This is a genomic window from Microbacterium sp. 2MCAF23 (assembly GCF_052115565.1).
Classification (GTDB): Bacteria; Actinomycetota; Actinomycetes; order Actinomycetales; family Microbacteriaceae; genus Microbacterium.
The window spans coordinates 55,348-76,366 of record NZ_JBFRGY010000005.1; the positions used below are offsets into that span (position 1 = coordinate 55,348).

The 21,019-nt window shown below is 66.9% G+C and carries 20 protein-coding genes; 11 read left to right on the forward strand and 9 right to left on the reverse strand.

From position 1 onward, the window contains the following. Positions 1-147: 147 nt before the first annotated feature. From AB4078_RS06870 to trxA, 5 genes are all read left to right on the forward strand, one after another. Positions 148-2,349, forward strand: coding sequence for a DUF6049 family protein (locus AB4078_RS06870; protein ID WP_441976501.1), 2,202 nt, complete (start codon positions 148-150; stop codon positions 2,347-2,349). After that, positions 2,342-3,958: a murein biosynthesis integral membrane protein MurJ gene (gene murJ, locus AB4078_RS06875; RefSeq protein WP_441976502.1), complete on the forward strand. Its 1,617-nt coding sequence runs from the start codon at positions 2,342-2,344 to the stop codon at positions 3,956-3,958. The genes AB4078_RS06870 and murJ overlap by 8 nt, the downstream gene beginning before the upstream one ends. A 28-nt stretch (positions 3,959-3,986) precedes the next feature. Continuing rightward, positions 3,987-4,643: an IMPACT family protein gene (locus AB4078_RS06880; protein WP_441976503.1), complete on the forward strand. Its 657-nt coding sequence runs from the start codon at positions 3,987-3,989 to the stop codon at positions 4,641-4,643. A gap of 215 nt (positions 4,644-4,858) precedes the next feature. Continuing rightward, complete coding sequence (gene trxB / locus AB4078_RS06885) at positions 4,859-5,812, forward strand: thioredoxin-disulfide reductase (protein WP_441976504.1); 954 nt, start codon at positions 4,859-4,861, stop codon at positions 5,810-5,812. A 73-nt stretch (positions 5,813-5,885) separates the two neighbouring features. Continuing rightward, complete coding sequence (gene trxA, locus AB4078_RS06890) at positions 5,886-6,209, forward strand: thioredoxin (protein ID WP_292717765.1); 324 nt, start codon at positions 5,886-5,888, stop codon at positions 6,207-6,209. Between the two features lie 702 nt (positions 6,210-6,911). Here the strand turns inward: trxA and AB4078_RS06895 are convergent. The 9 genes from AB4078_RS06895 to rpmH all read right to left on the reverse strand — a co-directional run bounded on the left by AB4078_RS06895 (position 6,912) and on the right by rpmH (position 13,169). Continuing rightward, positions 6,912-7,250, reverse strand: coding sequence for a tryptophan synthase subunit alpha (locus tag AB4078_RS06895; RefSeq protein ID WP_440732712.1), 339 nt, complete (start codon positions 7,248-7,250; stop codon positions 6,912-6,914). A 97-nt stretch (positions 7,251-7,347) separates the two neighbouring features. After that, on the reverse strand, positions 7,348-8,325 hold the full coding sequence (locus AB4078_RS06900; RefSeq protein WP_441976505.1) for a ParB/RepB/Spo0J family partition protein: 978 nt from the start codon (positions 8,323-8,325) through the stop codon (positions 7,348-7,350). Next, on the reverse strand, positions 8,325-9,251 hold the full coding sequence (locus AB4078_RS06905; protein WP_441976629.1) for a ParA family protein: 927 nt from the start codon (positions 9,249-9,251) through the stop codon (positions 8,325-8,327). Before AB4078_RS06905 ends, AB4078_RS06900 begins: the two co-directional genes overlap by 1 nt. A gap of 839 nt (positions 9,252-10,090) precedes the next feature. After that, entirely contained in the window at positions 10,091-10,732 is a 642-nt protein-coding gene (rsmG, locus tag AB4078_RS06910; RefSeq protein ID WP_441976506.1) for a 16S rRNA (guanine(527)-N(7))-methyltransferase RsmG, read from the reverse strand. 15 nt (positions 10,733-10,747) lie between these two features. After that, complete coding sequence (locus tag AB4078_RS06915) at positions 10,748-11,233, reverse strand: Jag family protein (protein ID WP_440732716.1); 486 nt, start codon at positions 11,231-11,233, stop codon at positions 10,748-10,750. Further along, entirely contained in the window at positions 11,230-12,345 is a 1,116-nt protein-coding gene (gene yidC / locus AB4078_RS06920; RefSeq protein WP_441976507.1) for a membrane protein insertase YidC, read from the reverse strand. The genes AB4078_RS06915 and yidC overlap by 4 nt, the downstream gene beginning before the upstream one ends. A gap of 3 nt (positions 12,346-12,348) precedes the next feature. Further along, complete coding sequence (yidD, locus tag AB4078_RS06925; protein ID WP_441976508.1) at positions 12,349-12,699, reverse strand: membrane protein insertion efficiency factor YidD; 351 nt, start codon at positions 12,697-12,699, stop codon at positions 12,349-12,351. Then, a complete protein-coding gene (gene rnpA, locus AB4078_RS06930) occupies positions 12,696-13,028 on the reverse strand; it encodes a ribonuclease P protein component (RefSeq protein WP_440732719.1) in 333 nt (110 codons plus the stop codon). Before rnpA ends, yidD begins: the two co-directional genes overlap by 4 nt. Before the next feature lie 3 nt (positions 13,029-13,031). Then, positions 13,032-13,169, reverse strand: coding sequence for a 50S ribosomal protein L34 (gene rpmH, locus AB4078_RS06935; RefSeq protein ID WP_105689046.1), 138 nt, complete (start codon positions 13,167-13,169; stop codon positions 13,032-13,034). Positions 13,170-13,469: 300 nt separating this feature from the next. Here rpmH and dnaA point away from each other — a divergent pair, with 300 nt between their 5' ends. From dnaA to gyrB, 6 genes are all read left to right on the forward strand, one after another. Continuing rightward, complete coding sequence (gene dnaA / locus AB4078_RS06940; protein ID WP_440732720.1) at positions 13,470-14,870, forward strand: chromosomal replication initiator protein DnaA; 1,401 nt, start codon at positions 13,470-13,472, stop codon at positions 14,868-14,870. Between the two features lie 514 nt (positions 14,871-15,384). Then, the gene (gene dnaN, locus AB4078_RS06945) at positions 15,385-16,524 is read left to right on the forward strand and encodes a DNA polymerase III subunit beta (RefSeq protein ID WP_441976509.1); all 1,140 of its coding nucleotides are present in this window, start codon (positions 15,385-15,387) and stop codon (positions 16,522-16,524) included. A 5-nt stretch (positions 16,525-16,529) separates the two neighbouring features. Then, the gene (locus AB4078_RS06950) at positions 16,530-16,982 is read left to right on the forward strand and encodes a GNAT family N-acetyltransferase (RefSeq protein ID WP_441976510.1); all 453 of its coding nucleotides are present in this window, start codon (positions 16,530-16,532) and stop codon (positions 16,980-16,982) included. Positions 16,983-17,136: 154 nt separating this feature from the next. After that, positions 17,137-18,306: a DNA replication/repair protein RecF gene (recF, locus tag AB4078_RS06955; protein WP_441976511.1), complete on the forward strand. Its 1,170-nt coding sequence runs from the start codon at positions 17,137-17,139 to the stop codon at positions 18,304-18,306. Then, the gene (locus tag AB4078_RS06960; protein ID WP_440732724.1) at positions 18,293-18,784 is read left to right on the forward strand and encodes a DUF721 domain-containing protein; all 492 of its coding nucleotides are present in this window, start codon (positions 18,293-18,295) and stop codon (positions 18,782-18,784) included. The genes recF and AB4078_RS06960 overlap by 14 nt, the downstream gene beginning before the upstream one ends. A gap of 118 nt (positions 18,785-18,902) precedes the next feature. Continuing rightward, a complete protein-coding gene (gyrB, locus tag AB4078_RS06965; RefSeq protein ID WP_440732725.1) occupies positions 18,903-21,008 on the forward strand; it encodes a DNA topoisomerase (ATP-hydrolyzing) subunit B in 2,106 nt (701 codons plus the stop codon). The last annotated feature ends 11 nt before the right edge of the window (positions 21,009-21,019 follow it).

Consider the following 21,019-nt stretch of genomic DNA (forward strand, 5'->3'; position numbering starts at 1 on the left):
CGGGGCGCTGCGCGGTCTCCGCGGCGCGCTCGATGGTGCGCATCGGATGTCCCGCACCCTGCCCGCCTCCAGGGATCGGGCCTGTGCGCCGCCTAGAATCTCAGGGCCAGCACTCCCCTGCGCCCCGCGCGCCCGACGGATCCCCCGATGACTGCGACTCAGACCGAATCAGCCCCCCTGCGCCTGCGCGTGCGACGCGCCGCCGGAGCCTTCGCCGTCGCGCTGGGCCTGCTGCTCCCCCTTGCCGCACTTTCACCTGCCGCGGCGGAGGAGACCCCCACCCCTAGCCCGACGCAGACACCGCAGCACACGGGTGTGCAGCTCTCGCTGCAGCCGGACGGAAACGGATCCTATGCATCCGGATCACCGCTGACCGCGACGCTCACGCTGCGCAACGATGCCACCACCGGTCTCGGCGCGGGTACGGTGCACCTGGAGCTGGGGCGTGCTCCGCTCGGCGATCGTCGCGCCGTGAGCGCCTGGCTGGACGGATCCGGCGACGCACCCGCGCTCAGCCCGATCGGCGACGTGCGCACCACGGTGCTGGATGCCGAGGGCACCTCACGCACCCAGGTCGTGGTGCCGGCGGGCGACGTCGGCGCGCTCACCCCCGGCGTCTACCCGCTGCAGGCACGGTTCGAGGCGACCCCGGCGGCCGCCGATGCAAAGGCACCGGCTCCCGCACGCAGCGCCCTCGTGGTCGCGCAGGGGACGCCCGCCACCGTCGTCACGGTCGTGCCGATCACGGCGAACCCCACCGGCGACCTACTGAGCGCTGCCGAACTCACCGCTCTCACCGCGCCGGCCGGGGCGCTCACGGCGCAGCTGAACGGCGTCGCCGGCACCCCTGCCGTGCTCGCCGTGGACCCGTCCATCCCTGCCGCGATCCGCGTGCTCGGTGCGGGGGCACCCGCCACGGCGACAGCGTGGCTCGCGCGGCTCGAGGCGCTGCCGAACGAGCGCTTCGCCCTGCAGTTCGGCGACGCGGACGCCACGGCGCAGGCGGCAGCCGGGCTGACCGCGCCGCTCACCGTCGACGACTTCGAGCCGTTCCTGAACCCCGCCGGCAAGACCTCGACGACACCCGCGCCGACGCCGACATCGACATCGACATCGAGCCCCTCGCAGGACCCTGCCGCACCCGACGCGATCGCGGGCGCCCGCACCGACATCCTGTGGCCGCGCGGCCAGGTCACCGCCGGGCAGGTGGCGACGATGTCGCATTACGGCCCTGCGGGTGCCGGAACCGTGCCGATCCTGCCTTCCACATCCTTCACCGCGGGTGCGCAGGATGCCCCGGTCTCGTCGCGCGGTGCCGTGGGCGGCACGGCCGTGCTCGTCAGTGACGAGGCCGTCTCGGAGGCGCTGAGCGCCGCGGCCGAGCAGTCCGATGCGGCGGCCCGCGGGGACGCACTGACCGAGGCGAACGCGATGCTGTGGTTCGACGCGCCCGGGTCCACGGTGCTCGCCGGTCTCTCCCGCACCGGGACGCGGTCGGAGGAGGGACTGTCCAGCGCTGTCACCGCATTCAGCGGCGGGCAGGACGGGCGCCTGGATCGCGTGCTGTCCGGCGCTCCGACCGAACTCGCGGTCGCCACGGGGTCCGCCGAGGACCGCGCAGAGGCCGTGACCGTCCTGACTGAGGACGCCCGCCGCCTGGCACAGTTCGCCACGATCCTCGAGCGCCCCGCCGATCTCACGGTGCGCGAGCGCATCTCCATGCTGCGCCTGCTCGGTGTAGGCGTGCACACGACTGCCGAGGACTTCGGCACAGCTCTCGCGTCGCATCGCACCGTGACGCGAAAGACCATGGAAGCAGTCGGGATCCAGCCGTCCAATCCGATCCTGATCAGCCCGAAGGTCGACGTTCCGGTGTGGGTGCGCAACGAGCTCCCCTATCCCGTCCGCGTGAGGCTCAACGTCTCATCCAGCGACAGCCGCATCGACGTGCCCGCGGCAACGGACGTCGAGGCGCAGCCTTCGAGCACCACGCGCGTGCGCCTCCCCCTCGAGTCGCACGTGGCCAACACCGAGCTCACACTCACCATGACCTTGACGAGCCCGACGGGCGTCGCGATCGGCCCGGCGCAGACCGCGCGCCTCACGATCCGGGCCGAGTGGGAGACCATCGGGCTCATCGTCTTCGGAAGCCTGGGCCTGCTGCTCATCGGCGCCGGGATCTTCCGCACGATCCGCCGCCGCAGGATCACCGCCGCAAAGCATGCCGCAGACGGCATGGAAGGATCCGACGGCGCGGCGCACGAGAGCGACCGGGAAGAACTCGCGGTCGCGGACATCCCCACCGAGAAGACCGGATCCGCTTCGGGCGAGAAGGAGACGAATGAGTAGCCTCGGTCGCGCCAGCGCCCTGCTCGCGGCGGGCACGATGGTGTCGCGCATCACGGGACTGCTGCGCACGATCGTGCTGGTGGGCGTGATCGGTGCGGTCGGCAAAGCGCCCGATGCCTTCGCGCTCGCCAACCAGCTGCCGAACGACGTGTTCTCCATCATCTCGGTAGGTCTGCTGACGGCCGTGCTCGTGCCCCAGATCGTCAAGGCCGTTGCCGGGGAAGACGGTGGCAGTGCCTTCATTTCGAAGATCTTCACCGCGGGTACGGTCGTGTTGCTCGCAGCCACGGCAGCCGCCATGCTCGCGGCCCCCTGGATCATCAGCGTCATCATGAAGGCGGGCACGAGCGTCGAGCAACAGCAACTCGCCCTCGCTTTCGCGTACTGGTGCCTTCCTCAGATCTTCTTCTACGGCCTCTATGCCCTCATCGGTGAGACCCTGAACGCGCGCAAGATCTTCGGCCCGTTCACGTGGGCGCCTGTCGTGAACAACGTGGTCTCGATCGCGGGATTCCTCATCATCGGGTTCCTGTTCGGAACTCCGCTCACCGAGGTCTCCGATTGGCCCGCCAACCGGATCGCCTGGCTCGGCGCCACTGCCACCCTGGGTATCGCCGTACAGGCGGGTGTCCTCCTCGCGTTCTGGCCACGCACGAAGCTGGCGCTGCGCATCGATTTCCGCTGGCGGGGGGTCGGTCTCGGCAACGTCGGCAAGTTGGCCGGCTGGACCATGTTGATGGCGTTGTCGAGCCTCATCGCCGGCTTCTACCAGCACAGTGTCGCCCTGGCCGCATCGGGTTCCAACGCATCGTTGACCGTGATGAACAACGCATGGCTGATCTTCATGCTCCCCTACTCGGTGATCGTGCTGTCGATCGGGACGCCGTACTTCACGCAACTCAGCGAGCACGCTCACGCCGGACGCCTTGAGGATCTGCGAGGCGATATCGCACGCAGCATCCGAACGCTCGGCTTCTTCCTCACGGGCGCGCTGGCCGCGGTGGTGGCCGCGACCGTTCCCGCCTCGCGCATCTTCACCGACAACCGTGATGAGGCCCAGGCCGCGGCCCTCGTTCTCGTCGGTTACCTGGTCGCACTCCTCCCCCTGGCAGTGCTCTTCATCGTGCAGCGCACCTTCTACGCCCTTGGAGACACTCGCACGCCCTTCGCCTTCACGATCTTCCAGTGCATCCTCATCGCCGCCACGGCGTTCGGGACGCAACTCCTCCATCAGGCCGGCATCATTCCCCTGTCTGCTCTGGCGGCGACGCTGGCGCTCGGCCAATCCGTTGCCAGCGTGCTGCAGACCATCGTCGCGACCGTGCTGCTTCACCGCCGCCTCGACGGCATCGGGACGAGTCGCTGGATCCTCGCATTGGGGCGCTTCGTGCTCGCCGCCATTCCCGCCACCGCCGCGGGGTGGGGAGTTTTCCTTCTCCTCGGCGGCCCACACGGATGGACGACGGCAGACCGGATCCCGGCGGCGGTCGGCTGTCTGATCATTGCTGCGGTGGTCATGGTCGTCTACATCGGTCTGCTCGCCCTGCTGCGTGCACCGGAGCTCGACGCCCTGAAGGGTCTCGTGCGCCGCTTCGTGCCCTCGCGCTGAGCCGTCACGGATCCGGACCTCGCCTCAGATGACCACGCCCAGCCGTTACCCCGACACGATCGCCACCCCCGTCACGCGTGAGCTGGTGGTGAAGAAGTCGCGCTTCATCGCCCACCTCGTCCCGGTCCGCTCGGTCGCTGAGGCAGACGAAGTCATCGCCTCCGTTCGTCGGCAGTATTGGGATGCCCGCCATAACTGCACGGCGATGGTCACCGGGCTGAACGGCGATCAGGCGCGGTCCTCCGATGACGGGGAGCCCTCGGGCACGGCCGGGATCCCGATGCTCGAGGTCCTGCGCCGCCGCGGACTCACCGACCTGGTCGCGGTCGTCACGCGCTACTTCGGCGGCGTGAAGCTCGGCGCCGGCGGGCTGATCCGCGCCTATTCGACTGCGGTCTCCGAGGCGCTGGACGACGCCGCGCTGCTGCACCGCCGCGAGCTCCTCGAGGCGCGTGTCGACGTGCCGCACGCCGATGCCGGCCGCATCGACAACGCTCTGCGCGAATGGGCCACGGCCCACGGTGCGTCCTTCGGCGATGTCACGTACGGCACCTCGGCCTCCTTCGCTCTCTGGATCCCGCTCGCGATCAAGGAGGAGTTCGCCGCTGATCTCGCCGCGGTGTCGGCCGGATCCCTCCTCCCCGTCTACGGTTCGACGCGCATCGTGGACGTCCCAGGCGACTGACCCGGGATCACGCGCCACCACCCTGCCCTCCGAGCCCGCTCTGCTCCGACCTCGGAATTCCTAACGGTTCAGCCGACCCGCGCTGTGGTGCGTGGATCCCGCCACGTTCACCACAGCGGGGCCACGCCCTCGCCCAGGAACGGCGGGTAACGCCCAGGCCCGCGGAATGCCGCGCCGGTACCATGTGTTGAAGCGTGCGACAGCAAGGAGAAGCAATGCGACAGGTCATCATCATCGGTTCGGGACCTGCGGGATTCACCGCGGCGATCTACGCGGCCCGCGCGAACCTGAATCCGGTGCTCGTGGCGAGCTCGGTCGAGGTCGGCGGCGAGCTGATGAAGACCACCGAGGTGGAGAACTTCCCCGGCTTCCCCGAGGGCATCCAGGGTCCGGACCTGATGGCCAAGATGCAGGAGCAGGCGGAGAAGTTCGGCACAGAGGTGCTCTACGACGACGTCACCGAGCTCGAGCTCGACGGCGAGATCAAGAAGGTCACGCTCGGCAGCGGCACCGTGCTCGAGGCCGCGTCCGTGATCTACGCCACCGGATCCGCCTATCGCACACTCGGCATCCCGGGCGAAGAGCGTCTCTCCGGTCATGGCGTCTCCTGGTGCGCGACCTGCGACGGCTTCTTCTTCCGGGAGCGCACCATCGCCGTCGTCGGCGGTGGTGACTCGGCGATGGAGGAGGCGACGTTCCTCACCAAGTTCGCCTCGAAGGTGTACGTCATCCACCGCAAGGACTCGCTCCGCGCCTCCAAGATCATGCAGGAGCGCGCCTTCGCGAACGACAAGATCGAGTTCATCTGGAACAGCGCGGTCGAGGAAGTCCTCGGCGAGGACGCCACCACCGCCGTGCTGCTGCGCAACACGGTCGACGGCACGACGAGTGAGCTCCCCGTGGACGGCCTGTTCATCGCGATCGGCAACGACCCGCGCACGCACCTCGTGCACGGCAAGCTCGACCTGACCGCGGAGGGCACCATCTGGGTCGACGGCCGCACTTCGCGCACCTCTGTTCCGGGCGTCTTCGCTGCCGGCGATGTCATCGACCCGACCTACCGTCAGGCGGTCACGGCTGCCGGATCCGGCACGGTCGCAGCGCTGGACGTCGAGCACTTCCTCGCCGCGCTCTCGGATGGAACCACGGCCGAGTCGGCTCTCGTCTGAGCCGCGGGAACACTTCAGCCCCTACCGCTGTTGACGCCTGTGAGCGTCTCACGCTTTCACAACAAGGAGAATCATGACTGCCAAGGCAACCAGCCAGGCGACCTGGGAGCAGGATGTGCTTCAGGCCGATGGCCCCATTCTGGTCGACTTCTGGGCCGAGTGGTGCGGTCCGTGTCGCATGGTCGCGCCCGTGCTGGACCAGATCCAGTCCGAGAACGGCGACAAGATCACCATCCTCAAGCTCAACGTGGACGAGAACCCCGATCTCGCCATGAAGTACCAGATCACGTCGATTCCGGCGATGAAGGTGTTCCAGGGCGGCGAGGTCAAGACCACGATCATCGGTGCCAAGCCGAAGTTCGCCCTCGAGCAGGATCTGGCCGCTTTCCTCGGCTGATCCCGCCCACACGGCCTCGAAGCCCGCTCTCCTCTGGGAGGGCGGGCTTCGTCGTTCGCGGATCGATCCTGTTCAGAGCGGCTCCGGATCATGCTCCGCGGCGCACTCCGGCTCCGCGTGCTGCGCCAGCACAGGCGACGGATCGATGGGCGCCGCGCTCCCCTACCGAAAGCTCTGGGAAGCTCTGATCCCTGACCTGCCCCCGGTCGGAGCTCCACGACAGCACCGTTTCACGTGAAACGGGCCAGTCAGCAGCCGACCAGAGGCCATGGTCTAACCCCGACGCTTCTCAGACGACAAGGTGTCTACCCGCCATACGGGCCACGCACCATGCACATGGTGGTGGCGGGGTCATGGGTCCTTGTACGTGCGCGGCGGCGACACGTTTCACGTGAAACGCTCACACGCATCGGCTGCACGCGGGCGTCGCTACTCCACGGAGCGGCGGGCGCAAACTCTGCGGAGGGCGCAGGGGTGGGTTCTCCGAGTGCATCGGGAGGGGCCCGCGAAGCGGGACGGTCCCCGCTCTGCGCTCGGAGAAGCCACCCCGAAGCCCGGGCGCCCCCCCGGGGGAGAGCGCAGAGGGAAGGAAACCACTCTGTGCGTGATCATGCCACCCCGGAGCCCGAGCGCACCACGACAGCCCCTGGTGGGGGATAGCCCTCGTCTGGGCGACGTTTCACGTGAAACATCGCGGGTGAGTCAGGGTCGGGCGTCGTCCGCCAGCAGGTCCCAGCGACGATACTTGGGCCCATCTCCAAGTAGCCCCCAGACGATCGGCGTGAGTTCGGGGTAGTCGAGGGCGATGCGACGGAGAAGATCGAAATTGCGTGATTCGTCGGGGCGTACGCCACCACTCTCGACGATCTCATCGGCTCGTAACAGGAAGACGACCAGTTCATCCACGCTGGGGAGCTCCTCCATGAAGGCCCACGGGTCCTCTCCCCCAAGCAGACGCTCCTGGACCAGCACCGCGAGCTCATCCGCCGCTTCGGCGCGCAGCACTTCGAGGCTGGCTCGACGGGTCGGGGACTCTTTCACCGTTCCAGCCTACGCGGCGCTGGGTGAACAGGGGCCCGAGAGGATCTGCGTACGCAGATCTTCCCGGGCCCCGTTGAAAGCGGTCGCTCCGAATCCGTCAGGAACCGAAACCTTCTTCGCCGATCTCCGAAAGGATGCGGTTCAGGTCCTGGATAGAAGCGAATTCGATCTTGACCTGGCCTTTTCGTGCACCCAGGGCGATCTGCACCCGGGTGTTGAGTCGATCGCCGAGCTTGCCGGCGACGTCGTCCAGGTACGCGCGGCGCGCGCCCGCCTGCGGCTTGACGGACTTGGCTACGGTGCCTGCTGCGGCGATGGTCTTCGCCGCCTCTTCAGTTGCGCGGACGGAGAGATCCTCGTTGACAACCTTGTCCGAGAGCCGCTGCATCAGTTCGGTGTCGTCGAGCGAGAGGATCGCCCTGGCGTGGCCGGCCGACAACACTCCTGCCGCCACCCGCTGCTGGACGGGAACAGGCAGTTTGAGTAGCCGGATCGTGTTGCTGACCTGCGGACGGGAGCGACCGATGCGGTTCGCGAGCGCCTCCTGTGTGATGCCGAAGTCCTCGAGGAGCTGTTGGTACGCGGAGGCCTCTTCGAGCGGGTTCAACTGCGACCGGTGCAGGTTCTCCAGCAGCGCATCACGGAGCAGGTCTTCGTCTGCGGTCTCCCGTAGAATCGCCGGCATCGAATCGAGTCCGGCTTCCCGAGCGGCGCGGGTGCGCCGCTCCCCCATGATCAGCTCGTACTTGCCTTCGTCGTTCTGCCGCACGACCACGGGCTGCAGAACCCCGAACTCGCGCACGCTGTGCACGAGTTCCGCGAGATCGTCCTCGTTGAAGTGGACGCGCGGCTGTCGTGGGTTCGGAACGATGTCGTGCGGGTTCACACGAATCAGGCGGGCACCCGGAACGGCGACAAGATCCTCGGCCGGCTCGGCGGGCTGTACAGCAGGCGCGGTCTCCGGGACCGGATCGATGCGTGCGCCGGGGAAGAACACGTCCACGGGGCGCTCCGTGGCATCCGAAGTGGGGATGAGTGCGCCGATCCCCCGGCCGAGTCCCGTGCGTTTGGCCATCAGTGCCCCTTCTCGTTGTCTTCGGTCGCCCGGCGGGCGATCTCAACTGCTGCTTCTCGGTAGGCGACCGCGCCTACCGACTGCCCGTCGTACGCGATCACGGTCTGCCCGAAGCTCGGCGCTTCGGAGACACGCACGGAACGAGGAATCACGGTGTCCAGCACCTCGTGCGGGAAATGTCCGCGCACCTCCTCCGCAACCTGCTGCGCGAGTCGGGTGCGTCCGTCGAACATCGTCAGCAGGATCGTCGACATCGTGAGGTCGGGATTCAGGTGCTTCTGGATCATCCGGATGTTGCCGAGCAGCTGGCTCAGGCCCTCCAGGGCGTAGTACTCGCACTGAATCGGGATCATCACCTCGGTTGCGGCGGTGAAGGCGTTGATCGTGAGCAGTCCCAGCGACGGCGGGCAGTCGATGATCACGACGTCCACCGGATTCTGGGTCAGGTAGTCATTGAGCGCGGTGCGTAGCCGGTGCTCCCGCGCGACCTGCGAGACGAGCTCGATCTCGGCGCCCGCGAGGTGAATCGTGCTCGGCGCGCAGAGCAGATTGGGGGATTCAGGACTGGCTCGCACGACGTCCACCAGCGGAACATCGCTGATCAGGACGTCATAGATGCTCTGCAGATCGGCAGTGTGCGGGACTCCCAGCGCCGTCGATGCATTTCCCTGTGGATCCAGGTCGATCACGAGCACCTTCGCGCCGAGATCCGCCATCGCCGCCGCGATATTGACGGCGGTTGTCGTCTTTCCAACCCCGCCCTTCTGGTTCGAGATCGTGAAGACGCGGGTCGGCCCGTCGAAACGTACCGTGACGCCTTCCAACGCCTTGCGGCGAGCCGTCAGATCCGCGAGTTCCCGGGCCAAAGGGGTGTCCACGCCGTATCCAGCAGTCGAGGTGCTTGGGGACTGTTTCACGTGAAACATCCACTCCTTTCGACGATCTCCGACGGGGAAACGACGGAATCTCCACTCTAACTTGCGCGGCCGACAATCTCCGGACGCATCGGTGAAACAGGGTGGTGTTTCACGTGAAACACCACGTTCTGTGCCACTCGCAGCTCCTTGGGGCATGCGCGCTGAGCCCTCATTGCACACGCGGGCGCAGGGGTGTGTGGATCACGAGTCGGTGGGCTCCTTCCCGCTGCGCGGGCCCCTCCCGATATTCGCCATCCACACCCCCCTGCGCCCTCCCACGACAGAAACGGTCGGTCGGTGCTGGCAACAGCTATGACCCAGGTGGCGGCGCTACGGTGATGTTTCACGTGAAACATCACCGTAGCGGCTGTGGCCCTCGAGGCAGGTACAGGCTGTGTCGACCGACTGAGAGGTCCCGCAGCGTTGACGGCCATCTCTGCGCAACACCACACTGCTCCCCCTACCCGGCCGTCGCGCTCTCATCCCACACGAGCGCCGCTAAGCGAAACGTGCTGAGCATGCCCCTCGCTGGCGGCTGCTCCTGGACACACCCACGATCCGATTCGTCCGCTGTCCTGGGGTTCGTTTCAGTTGGGGGCCCTGTAACACCCAATCCCATCCCTACCGAAGGACGCTGGTCCCACGCGCTTGGCCCAGGTCGAGCACGGCGTTTCACGTGAAACGAGGGCGGAGGGATGTGAGTACCACGAATATCGGGAGGGGGCCCGCGAAGCGGGAAGGAACCCGCCGATTCGTGGAACTCACATCCCGCAGCCCGGGTGTCACCAATCGAGGTGGAGTGATCAGAGGAAGACCGTATCCCGAAAGGGCGGTCCTACTTACAAGACCTAACCACGGACAGTCGCTCGCAGCACGCGCGTCGTCTCGGTCAGCACGCCTTCACCGAGGATCTCGACACGCACGTCGCTGAGCAGGAACTTGCGGATCTGCTTCTGCGCAGCGGTGATCTCGTTTTCGGCGTTGACGCCCTTGAGCAGCGCGAGCTCTCCCCCGCTGCGCACGAGAGGCGCAGTCCACGGAAGCAGAGTGCGCAGCGCGCTGACCGCGCGTGCAGTGACCATGTCGAACGTGCCGCTGAGCCCGACATCCTCAGCACGACCACGAACGACCGTCGTGTTCGACAGCCCCAGGGCCGTGACCTGCTCGTCCAGCCATGCCACGCGTCGCTCCATCGGCTCGATGAGCGTGAACTGCACATCGGGTCGGGCGATCGCGAGCACGATGCCCGGCAGGCCGGCTCCGGATCCCACGTCCGCAACGGTGCCGTGGAACAGAGGTGCGGCGATAGCGCTGTTGAGGATGTGCCGGGTCCATAGCCGCGGCACCTCGAGCGGGCCGATCAGGCCCCGCTCTTCGCCTTGCTCGGCCAACGCCGCGGTGAAGTCGCGCGCGAGCCCGATCCGATCCCCGAACAGCACGGCGGCAACAGCCGGCTCAGCCTCGAGCTCGGAAGACACCGGTTCAGTCATGTTTCACGTGAAACGTCAGTGCCGGCGGATGACCGTATGGCGGGTCGGACCATCGCCGTAGGACTCGGAGATCAGGCCCCGCTCCGCCACGATGTCATGCACCAGCTTGCGCTCGTAACTCGACATCGACGGCAGCGACGCCTGCGACGCTCCCTCGTCGAGCTTCGCGACAGCGGAATCGACCAGGCGCTCGAGCTGACTACGGCGCGCATCGCGGGATCCGGCGACGTCGAGGATCACGCGCGAGAAGGATCCGGTGCTGCTCTGCACAGCGAGTCGGGTGAGCTCCTGCAGCGCCTGCACGGTGTCGGGCGCGGAAAGCAGGCGCAGACCGTCGCCCTCCGCCTCGACCGAGACGTATGCTCGTCCCTGCTTGACGTCCAGGGTCAGGTCGCCGTCGATGTCGGCGATGTCCAGAAGACCCTCGATGAAGTCCGCCGCGACGTCGCCCTCATGCTCGAGATCGGAGACGGTCGGCTCGGCGACATCCTGCTCGGTCATGCCTTGTCTCCGTTCACGTTCTTCTCAGGATCCTTCTTGGCGTGGTCCTGGTCCTTCTTGGCGCGCTTGGCGCTCTTCGGCTGCTGGCGCTTGGGCTGCTGAGCACGGAGGCGCTCGGCGTCCTCCAGCATCTTCTGCTGCTCGGCGTCGTAGGCGGCCTTCGGCACGACCTTGCCCTCGGAGTTGATGGCCTTGCCCTTGCGCGCGAGACGCTCCTCCCGCGCCTTGGCCGCATCGGATCCGGGTGTCGGCATCTCACGCAGCACCAGGAACTGCTGGCCCATCGTCCACAGGTTGCTGATGAACCAGTAGATGACCACACCGAGCGGGAAGAACAGACCGGAGAAGATGAAGCCCAGCGGAAGGATGTACAGCATGATCTTCTGCATCTGGTACGCCTGGCCGGTCTTGGCCTCGGGCGACAGGTTCTTCGAGATGATCTGCAGCTGCGTGAAGAACTGGGATCCGATCATGAGGATCACCAGGACGACGAGGATCGCGACCGTGGTCTCCCAGCCGGCCGGCTTGTGCTGCACCGCATCCACGAGGCTGGTGTGCAGCGGCGCCACTCCGAACAGCGTCGCGTCGTAGAACTGCTTGGTCAGCTGCTTCGTCAGCAGCCACACCCCGCCCTCGCCCGCGACGGCGTGCTTCTTGACATCGCTCAGCGTGTAGAACATGCCGAGCAGGAACGGCATCTGCACCAGCAGCGGAAGACAGCTCGACATCGGCGTCGTGCCGTGGCGCTTGTACAGGGCCATGGTCTCGCGACTCATCGCCTCGCGGCTCAGCTGATCACGCTTGCCCTTGTACTTCTCCTGAACTTTCTTGAGTTCAGGGGCGATTTCCATCATCTTGCGCTGACTCTTGATCTGCCGCACGAAGAGCGGGAAGACCGCCGCGCGGATGACCAGGACGAGCCCGACGATCGACAGCACCCAGGTGAGGCCCGCGGCGCCCTGCATGCCCAGGGAGGTGAACAGCCAGTGCCAGGCGACGAGGATCGCCTCGACCAGTGCCTTGAACGGCCACATGACGATGCCGAGCAGATCGAAGCCTCCGCTCGAGGCAGCAGGCGTCGTTGACGCGGCAAACAGGAGGTCGGAACCCACTGATCAGTCCTTTCGGGAGGGTACGACGAATCCTCGGGGCGTGAGGGCGTGTCGGAAGTCGGAATGCGGTGGCACGTCGTCCACACCGCCGTGGCTCCAGGGATTGCAGCGCAGAATCCGCCACGCCGAAAGGCCTGCGCCCTTCACCGCACCGTGCTGCTGCACCGCACCTACAGCGTAGGCGGAACACGATGGGTAGTACGCACAGACATCGCCGTACAGGGGGGAGACCACCGCGCGGTAGGCGGTGAGGAACCCCAGCACCAGGTTGCGTGGAACCAGCGGGACTGCCCGCAGCGCGTCACCGGCGTGCAGGTGCGCAGTACCGCGCGAATACGCCGGAAGCGCGCTCATCGCACACCCCTGTCGACGGCTCGTCCCAGATCCGACAGCAGATCCACGAAAGGCGCCTCCGCCGCGGAAGGCAGGGCGCGGATGACGATGTCGACGCCGTCCCGCAGCGGGAGCTGGCGGGCGCATGCGTCCTTCAGGCGTCGCCGCACCGTGTTGCGGGTCACTGCGTTCCCCACCTGCTTGCTCACGATGAAGCCGAAGCGCACGGGGCGCTGCTCACCGGTGTCGAGCACCGAGACGACAAGCCGCAGCCCGCCGTATCGCCGTCCGCGCCGAACCACCGTGCGGTAGTCGGACCCGCGGACGAGGCGATGCGGGCGGGCGAGCACGGTTTACGCCGAGAGCTCGACACGGCCCTTCGTGCGGCGTGCCGAGAGGATGGCGCGGCCGGCGCGGGTGCGCATGCGGGCACGGAACCCGTGCTTCTTGGCGCGACGACGGTTGTTGGGCTGGAAAGTACGCTTGCTCATGATTTCTCCGGGAAGGGAAGCTGTCACCGGGATCGATGCGGCCGGAGACGGTGGACAAAGACTGCCGAAATGGCATAAGTCAACCGATTAAGGCTACGACGTCGACCCCGACATCGCAAACTGAGCGGGCGAAAGCAACATTATCCACATCTGTGGAGGGATCCTTCAACAAGGACACGCCGTCTCTCGTTCCCAGTCACAGGTTGCCCTCACGGCCCAGGCTGACTACCGTGGCACGAGCAGTTATCCACAGGCAGCGTGTCCCGATCCGCCCGCTGTGCCGAGTCGCCCGGGGGAACCATGTCCGCAGCCGCAGAGTCCGAAGTCCCGATCTGGGACGAACTTCTCGCGGAGCTGGCCCGAGACGAGCGCGTCTCCGCGCCGCTGCAGGGCTTCCTCAATCTCGCCGTTCCTGCGGGCGTCATGACTGCCACCCTCTACCTGGAGGTCCCGAACGACCTCACCGCGGGACAGATCAACAAGCGCCTCCGACTGCCGATCATGGAGGCGCTCGCCCGCATCGGAGACGAGGTGACCTCGTTCCGCGTCACCGTGAACCACGACATGGTCGAGCAGCAGACCGTGCCGATCCCGGTCCCGGACTTCGCCCCCGGCCGGCAGGAGCCGACCAGGATCGAATCCCCCATCGAGCAGCAGCCGACACCGATCCGTCACGAGTCGCGGCTGAACCCCAAGTACGTCTTCGACAACTTCGTGATCGGCCAGTCCAACCGCTTCGCCCACGCGGCCGCCGTCGCCGTCGCCGAGGCACCCGCGAAGGCGTACAACCCGCTGTTCATCTATGGAGGCCCTGGCCTGGGCAAGACCCACCTGCTGCACGCGATCGGCGACTACGCCCAGTCCCTGTACGCCGGGGTCAAGGTTCGCTACGTGTCGAGCGAGGAATTCACCAACGACTTCATCAACTCGATCGCGAACAACCGCGGATCCGCCTTCCAGGCGCGCTATCGCGAGGTCGACATCCTGATGATCGACGACATCCAGTTCCTGCAGGGCCGCGCGGAAACGCAGGAGGCGTTCTTCCACACCTTCAACCAGCTGCACGACCACAACAAGCAGGTCGTCATCACGAGCGACCTGCCGCCCAAGCACCTCACCGGGTTCGAGGAGCGGATGCGGAGCCGGTTCGAGTGGGGCCTCATCACCGACGTGCAAGCGCCCGACCTGGAGACGCGCATCGCGATCCTCCGCAAGAAGGCGCAGAGCGAGCAGCTGCACGTCCCGGACGACGTGCTCGAGTACATCGCGACGAAGGTGTCCTCCAACATCCGCGAGCTCGAGGGTGCGCTGATCCGTGCCACGGCGTTCGCGAACCTGAACCGCTCCGCACTCGACATCGCCACCGCGCAGACGGCCCTGCGCGACATCGTCGATCAGGACGAGGACAGCATCATCTCGCCGACCGACATCATCACGACGACCGCGAACTACTTCAAGCTCAGCGAGGACGACCTCTACGGATCCAGCAGGTCGCAGCAGATCGCGACGGCCCGACAGATCGCCATGTATCTGTGCCGCGAGCGCACCAATCTCTCATTGCCGAAGATCGGCCAGCTGTTCGGCAACCGCGACCACACCACCGTGATGTACGCGTACAAGAAGATCAGCGAGCTCATGAAGGAGCGCCGCGCCATCTTCAACCAGGTGACCGAGATCACCGCCCAGCTCAGCCGTCGCTGAACCTCCGCACGGATCCTCCCCCGCGCTGCGGGCTCTCTGCGCGGCCGCAGGAGCGCCGTCGACGCCAGTTCCAGGCTGTGCCGGCGAATTCTGGCATCCGCCCCGCCCGGAAGTCCACATGTGGATAACTTGGGGATATCTCGGGATCCGGACGGCGTGGATTCCCCATGATGAGCGTCGATCTGTGGATAACTCGGGCGAACGGATCCGCACCGCATGCCCCGCGACCCCGCTGTTTCCGCAGGGTCTCCACAACTCACACGTCTGTAGTTCCCTAGAGCCGCAAAGCATCCCCAGAGTTATCCACAGTATCCACAGGCGTTAACACCGTTAAGAACTCCTTTCGAATCTCCGTCCATCGATCACCACCCGGTGCCGGGTTGGGGATGGATCCGGATCCGGAGCACTTCGACCTGAACCTGATGCCTCGTGGCATTAGCATGGGATCCCCTGGTGTCTGCCATGGGGCGGAGATTCGTGTCATCCTCCGCATTCAGTCGACGGAGGAGCGCCGGTGAGGTTCCAGGTCAATCGCGATGTCTTCAGCGAAGCTGTGTCCTTCGTCGTCAAGCTGCTGCCTCAGCGCAATCCGCAGCCGATCCTGGCCGGAGTGCTGATCGAGGCCGGTGATGAGGGGCTCACGCTCTCGGCCTTCGACTATGAGGCCTCCGCGCGCACCACGATCGAGGCCACCGTCGACGAACCGGGCACGATCCTCGTGCACGGACGCCTGCTCTCCGACATCGCCAGCCGTCTGCCCAACGCACCGATCGAGATCTCTGTCGAGGAGGACGGCGGCATCGCCGTACGCTGCGGATCCGCACGCTTCACCCTCGCCGCCATGCCGGTCGAGGAATATCCCTCCATTCCCGAGGTCTCCGGCACCAGCGGTGTCGTCCCCGCAGAGGACTTCGGCACTGCGATCGCCCAGGTCGCCTTCGCCGCCTCGCGCGACGACGTCACCCCGGTGCTCACCGGCGTGCAGCTCGAGGTCAGCGAGAACACGCTGAGCCTCGTGGCCACCGACCGATACCGGGTGTCGCTGCGCGACGTCCCATGGGACGGCGAGGCCGCGGCGCAGACCGCGCTCGTCCCGGCTCGCACCCTGCAGGAGGTCGGTAAGACCTTCGGTCACGCCGGCACCATCCAGATCTCGTTCTCGGGCGCCGGTGACCGCGAGATCATCGCATTCACCGCGGGCAACAAGACCGTCACCTCGCTGCTCATCAAGGGGAACTTCCCCCCGGTCCGCCGCCTTTTCCCGGAGCAGACCGACCACCACGCGGTGGTGAGCACCGCCGACCTCACCGAGGCCGTGCGTCGCGTCGCGCTCGTGCTGGACCGGTCCGCTCCGCTGCGTTTCACGTTCGAAACGACCGAGGTGACCATGGACGCCTCCGGCGGCGAGCAGGCCCGTGCCTCCGAATCGGTCGACGCGCACCTCAACGGCGAAGAGGTCACCCTCGGCCTGAACCCGCAGTACCTGCTCGAGGCGCTCGGAGCTCTCAAGAGCGAGTTCGTGCGCGTCACGTTCACCTCCTCGGACAACGCGAACAAGCTCAGCCCCGTGCTGATCACGAGCCAGACGTCGGTCGATGCGGCCGGTCTCGACTCGTACAAGTACCTGCTGCAGCCCAACCTGCTGCTCCGCTGAGACGGATGAGGCTGGATCCGATCGATTCCGCTCTCGCGGAGAGGATCATCACCCGCGATGAGCGATCGGGCGACGACTGGCACCCCGAGTACCCGTTCGAGGACGAACTCGTGCCGCTGCGATCGCTCGCCGCTCGCGAGGACGCGGATCCGGTCTTCACGCTGTACGCCATCCGCGATGACCAGGGTGTCGCGGTCGGCGGCTTCGGATTCTTCGGTCCACCGGACGAGACGGGAACAGTCGAATTCGGGTACGGGCTGATCCCCGCCGCGCGCGGTCGAGGGCTCGCGACGACCGCCGTCACCGAAGGCCTGAGGATCGCGGCCGATCATGGAGCCGTGCGCGCGATCGCCGACACCGAAGAGACGAATCTCGCCTCGCTCGCCGTGCTGGCGCGGTCCGGAATGACCGAGATCCGCCGCGAGGGCGGCATGGTCTACGTCGCCCGCGAGTTCTGATCGCGCTGTCGCACACGGCCCGGCCCCCCCGCGACTGGTCGCAGAATGCGGCTTCGAACGCGGAATGACCGCGTTCTGCGACCACTGAGCCGGAGACGGAGCGCACGGGTTCCGACCCAACCCGGTGTCGGGGCCCGCGGGTAAGGTTGCTCGGGTGATTGTGGAGCATCTCAGCCTCGTGGATTTCCGCAATTACGCGACCGCCGAACTCGCGCTGCACCGCGGCCCGAACGTGCTCGTCGGCCGCAACGGCCAGGGCAAGACGAACCTCGCCGAGGCGATCGTGTTCCTCGCGACCCTGGGTTCGCACCGGGTCTCCTCCGATGCCCCGATGGTGCGCGACGGTCATGATGCGGCGATCGTCCGCGCTCGGCTCGCGCACGGGCCGAGGAAAGTCCTGATCGAGGTGCAGATCAACCGACAGGGTTCGAACAAGGCGCGCATCAACGCCGCTCCCGGCCGGACCGCGGATCTGCCCCGATACGCGCACGTCGTGCTGTTCGCCCCGGAGGATCTGCAGATCGTGCGCGGGGATCCGTCCTCCCGCCGCCGGTTCGCCGATCAGCTGCTGATCCAGCGCACTCCGCGCATGTCGGCGGTGCTCGGCGACTACGACCGCGTGCTGCGTCAGCGCACGGCGCTGTTGAAGTCGGCGCGTGCCCGTGGCATGAAAGCCGAGGCCTTGACCACGCTCGACGTCTGGGACGACAAGCTCATCGCACTCGGATCCGAGATCATCGACGCCCGTTCCCGGCTCGCCGCCGACCTGCAGCCGGGGCTCACCGATGCGTATTCGGCGATCGCCGGCGAGGATCATGACCCGCGCCTGCACTGGGCCCAGTCGATCCGCGGCGGCGACCCGGAGGAGGGCGACGCCGCCGAGGAGGCACCCGCTCCCGGATCCACGGCGGATCTCTTCCGCACCGCCCTCGCGGCCAAGCGCTCCGCCGAGCTCGAGCGGGGACTCACCCTGGTCGGACCGCACCGCGACGACCTCGTGCTGCGGGTGCGCGACCTCCCGGTGAAGGGCTACGCCTCCCACGGGGAGTCGTGGTCGATCGCGCTCGCGCTGCGACTCGCCTCGGCGGAGCTGCTGCGCGCGGAATCACCCGCCGGGGATCCGGTGCTCATCCTCGACGACGTGTTCGCCGAGCTCGACGCGGAACGCCGCCGGCGTCTGGCCGGCATCACGGCCGGCTACGAGCAGGTGCTGGTCACGGCAGCCGTCGAGGAGGACATCCCCGAGGTGCTGCATCGGCACGTGGTGCGGATCTCGGCCGGCACCATCATCGACGAGCGCGAGGTCGACGATGACCGAGCATGACGAGCCGGACGTCCCGGAGACGATCGCGACGTACCTGCGCCTGAGGGGTCTGAAGCCGAGTTCCAAGAATTGGAAGCGCAAGAAGCGCCTCGTCGATGACGAGAACGCCCCGTTCACGGCCGGCCGCGACCCCGGCACACTCGGAGATGTCCTGGCGAAGCTGACCAAGGATGCGGGTTGGGAGGCGGCGCTGAGCCGCGAGGATCTCGTGCTGCAGTGGGCGGAGCTCGCGGGCCCCGACACGGCCAAGCACTCCGAGCCGGTGTCGCTGGAGGGCGGCATGCTCACGGTCAAGTGCGATTCGACGGCGTGGGCGAAGAACCTGCAGTACATGCGCGCCGTGATCATCACGGAGATCGGGAGGAGGTACCCGGAGGCCGGTGTCGAGAACATCCGGTTCGTCGGGCCGGACGTCCCTTCGTGGAAATGGGGCACCAGAGTCGCTCCAGGGCGCGGTCCGCGCGATACCTACGGTTAGGACATGATCCATCCCGTCCCGGGGGGCTCCAGGCGCGCAGAATCGCGTACAACGAGACAGGAAGGGGTCTTTCCGATAGACTGGGGGCCTAGATCTTCGATGTGGAGCCTCCTCTCAGATGACGCCTGAAACCCCCTCTGACGCGAACGAATCGACCGCGAACGACTCGACCCAGACGGGGGCAGAAGCACCCGGATCCGCCACGTCGCCGACCGCGCCCGCCCCGGCGGCGAAGCCCGCCCCAGAAGTGGAGTACGGCGCCGACTCGATCCAGATCCTCGAGGGACTCGAGGCCGTGCGCAAGCGCCCCGGCATGTACATCGGTTCGACCGGACCCCGCGGCCTGCACCACCTGGTGTACGAGATCGTGGACAACTCCGTCGACGAGGCGCTCGCGGGCTACGCCGACAAGATCCTCGTCACGCTCCTCGCCGACGGCGGCGTCCGTGTCATCGACAACGGTCGCGGCATCCCGGTCGACCCGCACTCCTCCGACCCGACCAAGTCGACGGTCGAGGTCGTGCTCACGATCCTGCATGCCGGTGGCAAGTTCGGCGGCGGCGCGTACGCCGTGTCCGGCGGTCTGCACGGTGTCGGATCCTCCGTGGTCAACGCCCTTTCGACGCGATTCGACGTCGAGGTCAAGCAGAAGGGCTTCGTCTGGCGGCACCGTTTCGCCGACGGTGGTGCGCCGCAGCAGCAGCTCGAGAAGGGCGAGGCCACGTCCGAGACCGGAACGACGATCACGTTCTGGCCGGACGCGGAGATCTTCACCGAGACCGTCGAGTTCGAATACGACACGCTGCGCACCCGCTTCCAGCAGATGGCGTTCCTGAACAAGGGGCTGCGCATCGAGCTGCTCGACGAGCGCGAAGGCGCCACGGTCGATGAGGAGGTCGACGGCACCGTCGTCACGCGCCAGCGCGCGGATGTGTTCTTCTACGAGCGCGGTCTCGTCGACTACGTCGAGTACCTCAACCACGTGCGCAAGGCCGATGCCGTCAACGACGAGATCATCGCGTTCGAGTCCGAGGACACCGCCCGCAAGATCTCGCTCGAGGTCGCGATGCAGTGGACCACCGGCTACACCGAGAACGTGTTCACCTACGCGAACACCATCAACACGCACGAGGGCGGCACGCACGAGGAGGGCTTCCGCGCGGCGCTGACGACGCTCGTCAACCGCTACGCGCGCGCCAACAACATCCTCAAGGAGAAGGACGACAACCTCACCGGTGACGACGTGCGCGAGGGCCTCACCGCGGTCATCTCGATCAAGCTCGGCGAGCCGCAGTTCGAGGGCCAGACCAAGACCAAGCTCGGCAACACCGAGGCGAAGGCCTTCACCCAGAAGGTGGTCGGCGATCAGCTCGGCGACTGGTTCGACCGCAACCCGAAGCAGGCCAAGAACGTCGTGACCAAGGCCGTCGAGGCCGCGACCGCCCGCATGGCCGCCCGCAAGGCGCGCGAGACCGCACGCCGCAAGAGCGTCTTCGAGTCGGCCGCGATGCCCGACAAGCTCAAGGACTGCACCAGCAAGGATCCGTCGATCAGCGAGATCTTCCTCGTGGAGGGCGACTCGGCCGGCGGCTCGGCTGTGCAGGGTCGCGACCCGCACACCCAGGCGATCCTGGCTCTGCGCGGCAAGATCCTCAACGTCGAGCGCGCGCGTCTGGACAAGGCCCTCGCCAACAAGGAAGTCCAGGCGATGATCCAGGCCTTCGGCACGGGCATCGGCGAGGACTTCGATCTCGGCAAGGCGCGCTATCACAAGATCGTGCTCATGGCGGATGCCGATGTGGACGGCCAGCACATCACCACGCTGCTGCTGACCCTGCTGTTCCGCTACATGCGCGGGCTCATCGAAGCGGGCTTCGTGTTCCTCGCGATGCCGCCGCTGTACCGCCTGAAGTGGACGAACGCACCGCACGAGTACGTGTACTCGGACGCCGAGCGCGACGCCCTGCTCAACGACGGGCTCGCGAACGGCAAGCGGATCCCGAAGGATGCCGGCATCCAGCGCTACAAGGGTCTGGGCGAGATGAACGCCAAGGAACTGTGGGAGACCACGATGGACCACACCACGCGCACGCTCCGTCAGATCACGATCGACGACGCGGCCGCCGCGGACGAGATCTTCAGCGTGCTGATGGGCGAGGACGTGGAGTCGCGTCGCGGCTTCATCCAGCGCAACGCCAAGGACGTCCGCTTCCTCGACATCTGACATGCGGGAAT

What these genes read in the sequence shown, in the direction of transcription:
- AB4078_RS06950 (WP_441976510.1), top strand. Translation starts at nt 16,530, where the DNA reads ATGAGGCTGGATCCGATCGATTCCGCTCTCGCGGAGAGGATCATCACC.
- AB4078_RS06870 (WP_441976501.1), top strand. Translation starts at nt 148, where the DNA reads ATGACTGCGACTCAGACCGAATCAGCCCCCCTGCGCCTGCGCGTGCGA.
- AB4078_RS06880 (WP_441976503.1), top strand. Translation starts at nt 3,987, where the DNA reads ATGACCACGCCCAGCCGTTACCCCGACACGATCGCCACCCCCGTCACG.
- AB4078_RS06960 (WP_440732724.1), top strand. Translation starts at nt 18,293, where the DNA reads ATGACCGAGCATGACGAGCCGGACGTCCCGGAGACGATCGCGACGTAC.
- trxA (WP_292717765.1), top strand. Translation starts at nt 5,886, where the DNA reads ATGACTGCCAAGGCAACCAGCCAGGCGACCTGGGAGCAGGATGTGCTT.
- rsmG (WP_441976506.1), bottom strand. Translation starts at nt 10,732, where the DNA reads ATGACTGAACCGGTGTCTTCCGAGCTCGAGGCTGAGCCGGCTGTTGCC.
- rpmH (WP_105689046.1), bottom strand. Translation starts at nt 13,169, where the DNA reads ATGAGCAAGCGTACTTTCCAGCCCAACAACCGTCGTCGCGCCAAGAAG.
- dnaA (WP_440732720.1), top strand. Translation starts at nt 13,470, where the DNA reads ATGTCCGCAGCCGCAGAGTCCGAAGTCCCGATCTGGGACGAACTTCTC.
- murJ (WP_441976502.1), top strand. Translation starts at nt 2,342, where the DNA reads ATGAGTAGCCTCGGTCGCGCCAGCGCCCTGCTCGCGGCGGGCACGATG.
- yidD (WP_441976508.1), bottom strand. Translation starts at nt 12,699, where the DNA reads ATGAGCGCGCTTCCGGCGTATTCGCGCGGTACTGCGCACCTGCACGCC.
- gyrB (WP_440732725.1), top strand. Translation starts at nt 18,903, where the DNA reads ATGACGCCTGAAACCCCCTCTGACGCGAACGAATCGACCGCGAACGAC.
- trxB (WP_441976504.1), top strand. Translation starts at nt 4,859, where the DNA reads ATGCGACAGGTCATCATCATCGGTTCGGGACCTGCGGGATTCACCGCG.
- AB4078_RS06905 (WP_441976629.1), bottom strand. Translation starts at nt 9,251, where the DNA reads ATGTTTCACGTGAAACAGTCCCCAAGCACCTCGACTGCTGGATACGGC.
- AB4078_RS06900 (WP_441976505.1), bottom strand. Translation starts at nt 8,325, where the DNA reads ATGGCCAAACGCACGGGACTCGGCCGGGGGATCGGCGCACTCATCCCC.
- AB4078_RS06915 (WP_440732716.1), bottom strand. Translation starts at nt 11,233, where the DNA reads ATGACCGAGCAGGATGTCGCCGAGCCGACCGTCTCCGATCTCGAGCAT.